At 65.0% G+C, this 11185-nt stretch carries 11 protein-coding genes, 1 pseudogene and 1 riboswitch; of the genes and pseudogenes, 6 read left to right on the top strand and 6 right to left on the bottom strand.

Annotated features, from left to right (window positions below):
* Positions 1 to 338: hypothetical protein (locus TRIHO_RS05610; protein WP_131811178.1), on the bottom strand; the 338-nt coding region annotated here is incomplete at its 3' end.
* 18 nt (positions 339 to 356) lie between these two features.
* A complete protein-coding gene (locus TRIHO_RS05605; protein WP_068241104.1) occupies positions 357 to 1799 on the bottom strand; it encodes a serine/threonine protein kinase in 1443 nt (480 codons plus the stop codon).
* Between the two features lie 537 nt (positions 1800 to 2336).
* Here TRIHO_RS05605 and TRIHO_RS05600 point away from each other — a divergent pair.
* The 6 genes from TRIHO_RS05600 to TRIHO_RS05575 all read left to right on the top strand — a co-directional run bounded on the left by TRIHO_RS05600 (position 2337) and on the right by TRIHO_RS05575 (position 7688).
* Positions 2337 to 3176 (top strand): tryptophan 2,3-dioxygenase, encoded by an 840-nt coding sequence (locus TRIHO_RS05600; protein WP_068241102.1) that lies wholly within the window; start codon positions 2337 to 2339, stop codon positions 3174 to 3176.
* A 1-nt stretch (position 3177) separates the two neighbouring features.
* Positions 3178 to 4368: a kynureninase gene (kynU, locus tag TRIHO_RS05595; RefSeq protein WP_068241100.1), complete on the top strand. Its 1191-nt coding sequence runs from the start codon at positions 3178 to 3180 to the stop codon at positions 4366 to 4368.
* A 240-nt stretch (positions 4369 to 4608) separates the two neighbouring features.
* A complete protein-coding gene (locus TRIHO_RS05590; RefSeq protein ID WP_068241098.1) occupies positions 4609 to 4788 on the top strand; it encodes a hypothetical protein in 180 nt (59 codons plus the stop codon).
* 4 nt (positions 4789 to 4792) lie between these two features.
* Entirely contained in the window at positions 4793 to 6325 is a 1533-nt protein-coding gene (locus tag TRIHO_RS05585) for a CHAD domain-containing protein (protein WP_068241096.1), read from the top strand.
* Positions 6322 to 7065, top strand: a complete 744-nt coding sequence (locus TRIHO_RS05580; protein ID WP_068241094.1) for a ParA family protein — start codon at positions 6322 to 6324, stop codon at positions 7063 to 7065. The genes TRIHO_RS05585 and TRIHO_RS05580 overlap by 4 nt, the downstream gene beginning before the upstream one ends.
* Positions 7066 to 7103: 38 nt before the next feature.
* A complete protein-coding gene (locus TRIHO_RS05575; protein ID WP_207498636.1) occupies positions 7104 to 7688 on the top strand; it encodes a CYTH domain-containing protein in 585 nt (194 codons plus the stop codon).
* A 284-nt stretch (positions 7689 to 7972) separates the two neighbouring features.
* Here the strand turns inward: TRIHO_RS05575 and cobF are convergent, their stop codons facing one another.
* From cobF to TRIHO_RS05555, 4 genes and pseudogenes are all read right to left on the bottom strand, one after another.
* Positions 7973 to 8743: a precorrin-6A synthase (deacetylating) gene (gene cobF / locus TRIHO_RS05570; RefSeq protein WP_068241092.1), complete on the bottom strand. Its 771-nt coding sequence runs from the start codon at positions 8741 to 8743 to the stop codon at positions 7973 to 7975.
* 99 nt (positions 8744 to 8842) lie between these two features.
* A complete protein-coding gene (locus TRIHO_RS05565; protein ID WP_068241090.1) occupies positions 8843 to 9520 on the bottom strand; it encodes an energy-coupling factor ABC transporter permease in 678 nt (225 codons plus the stop codon).
* A 33-nt stretch (positions 9521 to 9553) separates the two neighbouring features.
* Positions 9554 to 9787: riboswitch (cobalamin riboswitch) on the bottom strand.
* A 49-nt stretch (positions 9788 to 9836) separates the two neighbouring features.
* Positions 9837 to 10586: a uroporphyrinogen-III C-methyltransferase gene (gene cobA, locus TRIHO_RS05560; RefSeq protein WP_068241088.1), complete on the bottom strand. Its 750-nt coding sequence runs from the start codon at positions 10584 to 10586 to the stop codon at positions 9837 to 9839.
* A pseudogene (locus TRIHO_RS05555) lies at positions 10583 to 11185 on the bottom strand (cobyrinate a,c-diamide synthase); the annotation flags it as partial. The pseudogene TRIHO_RS05555 and the gene cobA, both read right to left, overlap by 4 nt.

The raw sequence follows: 11185 nt of genomic DNA, 5'->3' as shown, positions 1-11185 counted from the left end.
GGTTGCGCATCGTCGCGAAAGGTCCGGGCCAGGATGCGGTCAAATTCGGCGTCGTCGCCCGGCCCGCCCTCTGTGGCGCTGGTCGCGTCAGGGGCAGGCGGTGAGAGCGTCTGTGCCGGTGCGTCGTCGGTGTCGCGCAGAAGGCGGCTGACTGCGTCCAGCCGGTCCCGCTCCGGATCGGGCACCGGCGCGCTGATCCGCGTCGTTACGTCCAGTTGCAACGGGGCGGGCGCGGCCTCCAACGCAGGATCCGCGCGGTCGTGCGTGTCCTCGGGCGGCACGGCGGCCGGTCGATGACGGCCACGTTGTTCGCCGATGATATCCTTGATGAATTTCATGTTCGATCCTCTTGAAACTTAGGGCGTGGTGGCCGTCTTGGGGGCGGCGGAGCGGGGGGCGAACAACCGGCCGAGACCGCGTTTGGCCGGGGTGTCCTGCTCTTGCCGAGGGGCGGAGGCGGCAGGCGCGTTGCGATTGTTGCCGGTCGCGCTGCCCTCCGCAGGTTTGCGGGGACCTCGGGCGCGGGGGCTGTCCTGATCTGCCAGCCAGGCTTGAAGATCGCTCACCGGCTGGCCGAAGATATCGACAAACTGGCCGTTGCCCGGCGATTGGGTTGGTGCGGGGGAGCTGTCCGGTTCGGGCCGCAAGGTGCGGGGCAGGCCCGCCGTGATGGTGTCGTTGGTCTCGGCCACCAAGGCGGCAATGCGCAGGTCCAGAGGGGGGGCCGCGTCAGCGCTTGCCGCGGGCGGCTGCTCCTCCGGCGGCTGCCTCTCCGGCGCCTGGGGCGTTGACGCTTGGGCCTCCGGCACGACGGGCGTGTCCTGCAGGGGCCCAGGCTCGGCCTTAGTCTCAGCGACGGGCGCAGGCGGGGCGCTGGCCACCGTGCCTGTGGCGCGCAGATCCGCCAGCCAGTCCGCAGCGCTTTGATAGCGCGCGCCGGGCAGCACCGACAGGGCCTTTGCCACGCTGTGCCAGAGCGCTGCATCCGGGCGATTGTCGGGGAGGAGATGCATCAACGGATCCATATCGCCCCGCGCAACCGCTGCCAGACGGTCGGGACCGGCGGCGGGCGCTTCGCCGGTCAACAGGAACACCATGGTGGCGCCCAGGGCATATAGGTCGGACGATGGGCGCGCGATCGCGCCCCGTTCATAAAGCTCATGCGGGGAGTAACCGTCCTTGACCGCCATCGCCCCCTCGGACGCGGCCTGCTCTTCGGGGCAGACCGTGCAGGCGGCCCCGAAATCAATCAGCATCAACCGGTTGTCGCGGGTCCAGATCAGATTGTCGGGCGAAATGTCGCGATGCAGGATCCCCTGATCGTGCAGCGCAGCCAGCGCGCCCAGGGCCTGCGTCAGACAGGCCTGCCGCATCTCGGCCGTCAGCCGGTGGCCTTGGGTTTCTTGCAAAGCCAGCAGATCCAGCCCATCGACAAAATCCATCGCGATATAGCCGGTGCCATTCTCGCGGAACACCTGATGGACGGGGACGATATTGGGGTGCACCGCCCGCGCCAGCAGATGCGCTTCGCGCAGGAAATTGCGCAGAACCGTCTTGTAGATGCGCAGCTGCGCCGGACCGCGCGGGCGGACCTGGGTCCCGTCGCGTTCGCAGACCTCGGCTGGGAAACATTCCTTGATCACCACACGGCGGTCCAGGCTGTCGCGGGCAAGATAGGTTATGCCGAACCCGCCGGCGATCAGCGGCTGTTCGATCTGGTATTGCCCTTGCAACAGCCGCGCACCGCCGGACAAGGCCGCATCGGAGGCGGGCAGGGAAGGCGCGGGCTGTGGCAACATTCTCAATCCTCCGGTCGATCACGGGTCACTGCGAGGGGCACGCCCCGACACGGAGCGACGCGTTCAAAAAGGCTGCGGGGCAATCAGGGAGAAAAAGCGTCCGGATTGGGGCAAATGTGGCAATCTAGCCAATTTATTGCCGCATTCGTCGGGATCTCTTTGAAAATATGGTACTAAATGAGCTGCTGTTCTTAACGAGAGGTTAGTTAAAATTACCGGATTTTAAGGCGTTTTGGGGCTTGCTTCCCCCTGTGGGCCGCGCGGCGCGCAGGCGTCCGGTCAGGGCGGCGAAAACCCCGCCGGGCAGGGCCGTCCAGCCGGGGGGCGAATCCATCGCCGCGCCGTCACGCCGCCTCCGGCGCGGGGCAGGACAGGTGGCCCTTTCGGCATATTTTAAGCTTGAAGCTTTTGGCTTGCGTGCCCCGGCACAGCACAATACCGTTGCCCGGAATGACCCGTTGTCGAGGCCGCGTGCATCTGGCGTGAAACAGGCGCGAGACCAGACAGGCGGGACCGGCGCGGAAAGGACATGTTGCGATGACAAAGCCCCCCTATGACCCAGGCGCGGAGGGTGCGCGGATGGGGTTTGCCGATGCCATGTCCTATGGCGACTACCTGCATCTGGACGGCGTGCTGGCCCAACAGCACCCGCTCAGCGATGCGCATGATGAAATGCTGTTCATCATCCAGCACCAGACCAGCGAATTGTGGATGAAACTGGCGTTGCACGAATTGCAGGCGGCCCGCTCTGCCCTCTGTGCCGGGCAGACGCCGGCAATGTTCAAGATGCTCGCCCGCGTCAGCCGGATTTTCGAGCAGCTCAACAGCGCCTGGGATGTGCTGCGGACCATGACCCCGGCAGATTACACCCGGTTTCGCGCCGCGCTGGGGCCGTCATCGGGTTTTCAGTCGCACCAGTACCGGATGATCGAATTCATCCTCGGCAACCGCAATCCGAACATGCTGCGCCCGCATGAACATGTGCCGGAACAGCACGCCTTGCTGCGCGCGGAACTGGCGCAGCCCAGTTTTTATGACGAGGTGAACCGCTACCTGTTCCAGGCCCTGGACGGCCATACGGATCACCTGCCGCCGCCCGATCTGACCGCACCCCATGCGCTCAACCCCGACATTCAGGCCCGCTGGTTGCAGGTCTATGCCGATACCGATACCCATTGGACGCTCTACGAACTGGCGGAAAAACTCGTCGATCTCGAAGATTACTTTCGCCGCTGGCGCTTTAACCACGTGACCACGGTCGAACGCGTCATCGGTTTCAAACGCGGCACCGGCGGCACCGCTGGCGTCGATTATCTGCGCCGGATGCTCAGCGTGGAGCTGTTTCCCGAACTCTGGACCCTGCGAGGCGACCTCTGACATGACCGACCTGCCCAAGAAACACCTCTTCGACATTCCCGAGGGGATGATCTATCTCGACGGTAACTCGCTTGGCCCGCTGCCAAAAGGCGCAGTTGAACGGGCCACAAAGGTGCTGACCGAGGAATGGGGCAAGGAGCTGATCCGCGCCTGGAACACGGCGGATTGGATGGCCTTGCCGCAGAAGGTCGGCGACCGGATTGCCACTCTGATCGGCGCCGCGCCGGGCAGTGTGGCCACCGGTGACACGCTCTCGATCAAGGTCTATCAGGCCCTCGCGGCAGCGTTGAAGATGCGCCCGGAACGGCGGGTGATCCTGTCTGACAACGGCAATTTCCCGTCTGATCTTTATATGGCTCAGGGGCTGATTTCCACGATCGGCAAGGACTACGAGCTGCGCACCGTTGCCCCGGAAGAGGTCGCAGGTGCCATCACCGAGGAGGTCGCCGTGGTGATGCTGACCGAGGTGGATTACCGCTCCGGTCGCCGTCATGACATGCGGGCACTGACGGCGGCGGCGCATCAGGCGGGGGCGGTCATGCTCTGGGATCTGGCCCATAGCGCGGGGGCGCTGCCGGTCGATCTGACTGCCGCCAATGCGGAATTCGCGGTGGGCTGTTCCTACAAATATCTCAACGGCGGGCCGGGCGCGCCGGCCTTTATCTACGCCCGCCCCGACATCCTGCAGCAGGTGGAACCGGCGCTGTCGGGTTGGTTGGGACATGAGGCGCCTTTCGCAATGGAGCCGGGGTACCGCCCCGCGATGACCACCGAACGCCTGCGCGTCGGCACGCCGCCGATTGTGCAGCTGTCGATCCTCGACGCGGCCCTGGACATCTGGGATGACGTGGACATGGCGCAACTGCGCGCCGCCTCCATGGCCCTGTGCGAGACCTTCATCGCCGAGGTCGAACGCCGCTGCCCGGAGCTGACGCTGGCCTCCCCGCGCGACGCCGAACAGCGCGGATCACAGGTTTCATTCGCCTTTGCCGAGGGTTACCCGGTGATGCAGGCGCTGATTGATCGCGGGGCTATAGGGGACTTTCGGGCGCCGAACATCCTGCGGTTCGGCTTCACGCCGCTCTACATCGACCAGCAGGATGTGATCCGGGCGGCCGAGATCCTGCAGGAGGTGATGTCCAGCGCATGCTGGAAAGACGCCAAGTATCAGGTGCGCGGACGCGTCACCTGAGGCACCAGCCTGCGGCGGCCCATGTGCCCCGAACCAGCCCCGCATTTGCCCCGCGCCGTCCCCGGCGCGGGGTTTTCCGTTGGATCGCATCGCTGCCGCACCCCCCATATTGCGAGAATACGCCGAAAGAGGCTGCGCCTTTCGATTTCAGTCGCACGCCTTGCGCCATTTTGTAACGGTAATTTGACAGTCGCCGGCAAAAAGTGCCATCATGACGTCACTTCTTCGAAGGTTCCCAAGATGCCCAAAGCCAAAGCCACAGACAGCAAATCCGACAAGTCGCCGCGCAAGAACACCTCGCTGCGGCTGGACAACAAAACGCTCAAGGCGCTCAAGATCCGCGCCATCGAAGAAGACACCAGCATCCAGCGCCTGATCGAACGTCTGATCCAAGATTACCTCAAGAAAACAAAGAAATAGCCAAATGTCTGACGATCTGCACAACAGTTTCCTTCTGGAGGGGCCGATAGACTGGCCGGAGGTGGATGCCGCGCTTGAAGGGCTGCGTCTGGTGCAGGACCACAGCAGCGCTTGGCTGCGCTATCGGCTGCTTGATTGTCAGGACCAGTCGCTGCGCACCTCGGGCCGGGTGCTGCTGGACTATGACGGTGCGCTTTTGCTGCTGAGCGACAGCGACGCCCCCCGGGTCCAGCCCGCGGCGCCTCAGGGGACCTTTCCCGCGGATCTCCCAGAGGGGCCGGTGCGGGCCCTGACGCACAAGATGTTTCCGCTGCGCTGTTTCCTGATCTTTGCGACAGGCAGCCTGCAAAAAGTGGCGCTGCGGGTGGTCGATGACGAAACCAAAACCCAGCTCCGGGTGGAATGTGTCACCTTTGACGGCGACGGGACGAAGGGCCGTCTCAGCCTTGTCACCCTGTCGCCGCTGCGCGGCTACACACGCGCCCCGCAGCGGGTTCGCGCCGCCCTGCGCGGGGCGGGGGCAACGCGGGGCTCGGCCGCGCGTATCTTTGCGGCGCTGGCGCCGGAGGTGGCACCCTATGTATCCAAGCCCCAAACAGATTTTCGCCAGGCGGAGACCGCCTTTGATGTCGCTGTGCAGACCATTGCCAACTATATCCGCGTCGCCCGCGAGAACGAAGCCGGGGTGATCGCCGATCTCGACAGTGAATTCCTGCATGATTACCGCGTGGCCCTGCGCAAGGTGCGCTCCGTTCTGAGCCTGTTCAAAGATGTCTTCGGCATTGTCCAGACCGCCGAGATGAAAGCGGCTTTTGCCGATCTCATGGCGCCCACCGGGCGGCTGCGCGACCTTGATGTCTACTTGATGGAGCAGGACGATTATTTCGCACTTCTGCCATCGTCGCTGCATCCCGGTCTGCGGCTCATGTTCGAAACCTTTGCCGCCGAACGCGACAGCGCCCATGCCGGGCTTGCCAAACATCTGAAAAGCCGGGCCTATCAGGACCAGATCACCGCCCTGGCGGCCCAGTTCGACCACCCCGGAGGTTTTGTGCGGGGCGAGGCCGGGGCGCAACCGGCGGCGGCCTATGCCCGCAAGCTGATCTGGAAACGCTACCGCCGGATCTGCAAGATTGCGTCGGGCATCGACGAGACCACCCCCGATGCAGAGGTCCACGCGCTGCGCATCGCCTGCAAGAAATTCCGCTATCTGGTCGAATTCTTCGCCCCCTTGTTTGCAGGCAAGAGCGCGAAACGCGTGATCAAGCGGATGAAGGTGCTGCAGGACAATCTCGGCGCGTTCAACGACTATTCCGTCCAGCAGGAGACCTTGTTGGCGTTTGTCGCCCAATCGCCCGCCCTCCGCGGCGCCAGGGGGATCGAGGCGGCCCAGAGCATCGGCGCGCTGATTGCCATCCTCGACCAGCGTCAACGCGACGAACGGGCCCGCGTGATGGAAAACTTTACCCGTTTCAACAGCGCCGGGACCCGCGCGCATATCCATGCGATCTGCCAGGCAAAAGGAGCGCAGGCATGAAGATCATCGCCTGTTACAGCAACAAGGGCGGCGTCGGCAAAACCGCCACCGCTGTCAACCTCGCCTATGCCTTTGCCAAGAACGGCGCACGCACCTTGCTGTGTGATCTCGACCCGCAGGGGGCCTCGGGGTTTTATTTCCGGGTCAAACCCTCTGCAAAGCTGCAAGAGGCGCAGTTCTTCGAGGATGTCGCCCGGTTCACCCGCGCCATCCGGGCCAGTGACTATGACAACCTCGACATCCTGCCCGCGAACCTGACCTTTCGGGATTTTGACGTGTTCCTGTCGCGGATGAAAAACAGCCGGTCGCGGCTGAAAAAGGCGCTGAAAAGCGTGAAGCGCGAATATGATGTGATCGTGCTGGATTGTCCGCCCAATATCTCCGCGCTGTCCGAAGCGGTCTTCAAGGCGGCGGATCACGTGGTGGTCCCGGTGATCCCGACAACCCTTTCGGAACGCACGTTTGACCAGCTGGTCGCCTTTTTCAGGGCGCGCGGGCTGAAGACGGGCAAACTCGCGCCGTTCTTTTCGATGGTGCAGGGGCGCAAGACCCTGCACTGTGAAACCATGGCGCGCATGCGCAAGTCCCATAAAAATCTGTTTCTGGGCTGTGAGGTGCCATTTTCCACCGATGTGGAAAAGATGGGGGTGCACCGCGAACCGGCCCTGCGCTATGCCGAAAGCCGCCCGGCGGGGCGGGCATATCTGGAGCTGTTCAAGGCGGTGAACGCCCGGCGTTAGCAGGGCGCAGGCACGGCGGGTGTCACGGGAGAGACGCGATGAAAGAGATCGAGCGAAAATATCTACTGGCCCGTCGCCCGGATTTGTCGGCAGCGCAGGCCGAAGCGGTGCGGCAGGGCTATCTGACGGTGCTGTCGGACAGCACCGAGCTGCGCTTGCGGCAGAAGGGCACGCGGTATTTCCTGACCCAGAAGGGCGGCGAAGGCCGGGTGCGCGAGGAACGCGAAGCCGAGATCACGCAGGCCCAGTTTGAGACGTTCTGGCCCGCCACCGCCGGCCGTCGGGTGGAAAAGACCCGCTGGACAGGGCAGTTGCTGCCCGGATGCGACGGCGATCCCGAGGCGCGGCTGGCGTTCGAACTGGATGTGTTCGAAGCGGGCCTGGCTCCGCTGGAAATGGTCGAGGTCGAGTTCGCCGACGAGGCGGCGGCGGAGCGTTTCGAGCCGCCCGACTGGTTCGGCCGCGAGGTGACGGAGGACAAGCGGTTCGGCAACCGGGCGCTTGCGGTCTATGGCCTGCCCGCCGGAACGGGTCTTGGCAGTGGTCGCAGTGACGATGGCAGTGGGAGTGGCAGTGACAGCGACAGTGGCCTGACCTCGCCCGGTCAGCCGGATCCGGCCTGAAACTCGGGGCGGCGGCACCTTCGGACCGCCGCGTGCGGTCGGCGTTTGGTCCGCGGATCGACCAGCGTTTGGTTCGCGTTTGGCCTCAGGGGCGGCTCCTGCCCCCGCACGGACCCTTGCTGACGCAAGCCCCCGATTGGGGTTGGGCGGGGCAGCCTGTCCTGCGGACAGGCTGCGGCACCGTCCCGCAGGGACGGTGCCATGCCCAACGGGCGGTGGTCGCGTTTATGCGACCTTCCGCCGGGGGGAGCGCCGCCGTGCGGGACGGCGATCATGGGGCGATCTCAGGCGGGTGATGTGCGGTTCAGAAGGTAGATATCCATGATCCAGCCATGGGCCGCGCGGGCCTGCGCCCGGGTTTCGAGGATCTGGGCGCTGACCTCCGGCACAGGGCCTGAAATATTGATCTCGTTCGCCATGCCCGCATAGGCCGACCAGTGGATCGTCAGCGCTGCAGGGTCAGGCAGGGTCTGGAAGGCACAGTCTCCGTCCAGCATCACCACCAGCGTTTCGCAGCCCTCGGGCCAGCCCTTGTCCCGCAACTGGCGACCGGTGGTGATCTGCACCGGCGCGCCAATCCGGTTCAACGGCACGCCATGGGCCGCCGTCAGCGCCTGGATTGAGGTGATGCCCGGGATCACCTGCAGCTCCATCGCCAACCGGGGCCGCAGCCGCTGCGCGATGCGCATGGTGCTGTCATAGAGCGAGGGATCGCCCCAGACCAGAAAGCCTACGCGCCCGCCTGTCGGCAGATGCGCGGTGATCGCGGCCTGCCAGATCTCGGCGATGGCGTCGTGCCAATCGTCCACCCGGCGGCGATAGTCCGCTGTCGCGGGGTCCCGCACGGGCAGGTCGAACTCGACAATGCGGGGCGCGTGCGGCGTATCGACCAGCAGATTTGCGCAGATCTGCCGTCTGAGGCCGGCCAGGTCATCCTTGCCCGCCCCTTTGTTGGGGATCAGGATCAGGTCCTGGGTTCGGATCGCCTCGACCGCTTCCAGGGTCAGATGCTTCGGATTGCCGGTGCCGATGCCGATCAGGCTGAGATGGATCATCGCGGATCTTTCCTGGTCTTAAATGAAAACACGGCCCCGCGAGACGGGACCGTATCCAGTTCGTTTCAGCGGCGCGGGCAAAGGTGCCCTGCCGGCGGATCAGGCCGCCGCGTAAAGGCGCGGCGTCACCAGGCCGGAGCGTTCCAGCGACCGCAGACCCTTGGCGCCGGCCAGAATGGCCAGATCGGCGAGCGGCTCGACAGCGACAACCAGCATATAGGCCGCCCCAAAGGTGGCGACAGAGGCCAGTGTTTCGGCGCCGATGCCCTGACCGTAAAAGGCCCAGAAGGCAACCCAGGCCACCACGCCGCCCTGATAGACCGTCGACAGCGCCAGGGCCTGACCGTAGCTGAGGTCAACATAGGCGGTGCCGGGCGCGATCAGCTTGAGCGCCAGCGCCTGCATGGCAAAGAGCGGCACCAGTAGGGTGGTCAGGTTGATGAAATACTGCGGCAGATCGATGGGCGCAAAGAAGGTCCCCTGAATCAGCAGCCCGGCTGCCAGACCAAAGGCCGCAGGCGCGGCGCCAAGGATCAGGAACAGGGTCGAGCCAAGGATGAAGTGAACTTCGGAGACGCCGACCGGGAAATGCGGCAGGACCTCGAAAAATACAAAGACACCCAGGGTCGCGATGGCGGCGCGCAGGGCGTAGGATGCGATATTGGTGGCCTTCAGATCGGCAAAGGTTTCCTTGGCCGCATAGCCAAGCGCACCGGCGGCGGTGGCATAGGACAGCGCGATCTTTGCGCCATCAACGATACCTGGTTCGATATGCATAGTCTGTCTCCTCTCCGTCTCACCCGACGGTTTGATCGTTGCTCGCATCTGGCCGGTCTCCTGACTCGCGGGTCGATGCGGACCTTTCCCCTTCCCAAGCGCCGGTCCCATCGGGAACGCTCAGTGGGGTGTTGAAAGGTCGCTCGCCGCTCACAGTCGCGGGGGCGGTTGAGGCCAGGGCGCCGCGATTGGGTCCGCCCTTCCTCATTCCCGTTTCAGCCCTGGGTGCTCAAGCACGCCATGGACACCAGATACATTGCCCTGTGTGACTCCGGCACCGGGTGCGGGTCAAGTTTGAATACGTCTTGTGCGGCGCTTATTCCGACTTCGGCGCGGTTTGTGCTTCGTCTGCGTCGGCGAGCGGACCATAAAGGATCAGCACCGGCGCGGCGCTGTCGATCCCGGCCAGCAGATCCGGCAGCGCTTCGACCGTGCCCCGGTGCAGCTCCTGCGCCGCGGTGCTAACCCCAAGCGCCACCAGCGCCGGGGTCTGCGCGGGCAGCCCGGCCTGCACCAGAAGCGGCAGCAACGCGGCAAAGGTGCGTTTGCCCATGTAGACCACCGTGGTGGCCTCGGCGTCGGCCAGCGCCGCAAGGTTCATGTGGTCGGGCAGGCCGCCGGTCACGTCATGGCCGGTGATGAACTGCAACCGGCGCGCTGTCAGCCGCCGGGTCAGGGGGATGCCAGCCACGGCGGCGGCGGCCGAGGCTGCGGTGACGCCGGGGATGATCTCGTATCCGATGCCGGCCTTGCGCAGGGCAAGCAGCTCTTCTTCGAGCCGCCCAAACACGCCGGAGTCGCCGGATTTCAGGCGCACCACATGGGCGCCGGACTGGGCATACTCCACCAGCAGCTGGCTGACATGGTCCTGTTTGGGCGAGGGGCGGCCTGCGCGCTTGCCGACGCCGACCAGATCCGCATCCGCACGGGCATGGGACAGGATCGGCCCGGAGGACAGGTCGTCGAACAACACCGCATCCGCCGCTTCCAGCCGTTTGACCGCCTTGACCGTCAGCAGCTCCGGGTCACCGGGGCCAGAGGAAACAAAACTGACAAAGCCGCTCATGCGCGCTCTCCCGTGATGAGGTGGAAGAAGGTGCCGGTTACATGGCCCTTGACTGATCCGGTTTCGGGCACCGGATTGCCATCGGCGTCCATCACGCGGGCCAGCGGCGCGTCCGGCTCGTCCAGAATGGTCGAGTAGTGGAATTCGTGTCCGCGCAAGGCCGCGCCCCGCTCGAAGCCCGGCATCGCCGCTTGCAGCTCTGCGCGCCGATACCCGAGGTGGAATTTACGCTTCTCGTAGGAGGTGACCAGACCAAGCAGCCCCGCCATCTGGTGGCGGATGCCTTCCTTGTCAATCAGGGCCTCTCCCAGCGCCATGTAGCCACCGCACTCCCCGTGCACGGGCTTGGTCGCGGCATGTTTTGCCATGCCCGCCCGCCAGTTGGACGCCGCCGCAAGGCTGCCACCGTGGAGTTCGGGATAGCCGCCGGGCAACCAGACCAGATCGGCATCCGCCGCCGGGGCCTCGTCGTTCAGGGGCGAAAACGGCAGGATCTCTGCCCCCGCTGCCCGCCAGCCTTCCAGAAGGTGCGGATAGGTAAAGGAAAACGCCGCATCCCGCGCCAGCGCGATGCGTTGGGCCGGGGGATTGGGCAGGGC

This window comes from Tritonibacter horizontis (assembly GCF_001518015.1).
GTDB lineage: Bacteria > Pseudomonadota > Alphaproteobacteria > Rhodobacterales > Rhodobacteraceae > Epibacterium > Epibacterium horizontis.
The sequence above is the reverse complement of the archived record's forward strand: the minus strand, read 5'-3'. Positions and strand labels throughout refer to the sequence as shown.

Bases quoted from the DNA above. Each gene is read 5' to 3' on its own strand.
- TRIHO_RS05605 (WP_068241104.1), bottom strand. From the start codon at position 1,799: ATGTTGCCACAGCCCGCGCCTTCCCTGCCCGCCTCCGATGCGGCCTTG.
- TRIHO_RS05585 (WP_068241096.1), top strand. From the start codon at position 4,793: ATGTCTGACGATCTGCACAACAGTTTCCTTCTGGAGGGGCCGATAGAC.
- cobA (WP_068241088.1), bottom strand. From the start codon at position 10,586: ATGAGCGGCTTTGTCAGTTTTGTTTCCTCTGGCCCCGGTGACCCGGAG.
- TRIHO_RS05600 (WP_068241102.1), top strand. From the start codon at position 2,337: ATGACAAAGCCCCCCTATGACCCAGGCGCGGAGGGTGCGCGGATGGGG.
- TRIHO_RS05590 (WP_068241098.1), top strand. From the start codon at position 4,609: ATGCCCAAAGCCAAAGCCACAGACAGCAAATCCGACAAGTCGCCGCGC.
- TRIHO_RS05575 (WP_207498636.1), top strand. From the start codon at position 7,104: ATGAAAGAGATCGAGCGAAAATATCTACTGGCCCGTCGCCCGGATTTG.
- TRIHO_RS05580 (WP_068241094.1), top strand. From the start codon at position 6,322: ATGAAGATCATCGCCTGTTACAGCAACAAGGGCGGCGTCGGCAAAACC.
- kynU (WP_068241100.1), top strand. From the start codon at position 3,178: ATGACCGACCTGCCCAAGAAACACCTCTTCGACATTCCCGAGGGGATG.
- TRIHO_RS05565 (WP_068241090.1), bottom strand. From the start codon at position 9,520: ATGCATATCGAACCAGGTATCGTTGATGGCGCAAAGATCGCGCTGTCC.
- cobF (WP_068241092.1), bottom strand. From the start codon at position 8,743: ATGATCCATCTCAGCCTGATCGGCATCGGCACCGGCAATCCGAAGCAT.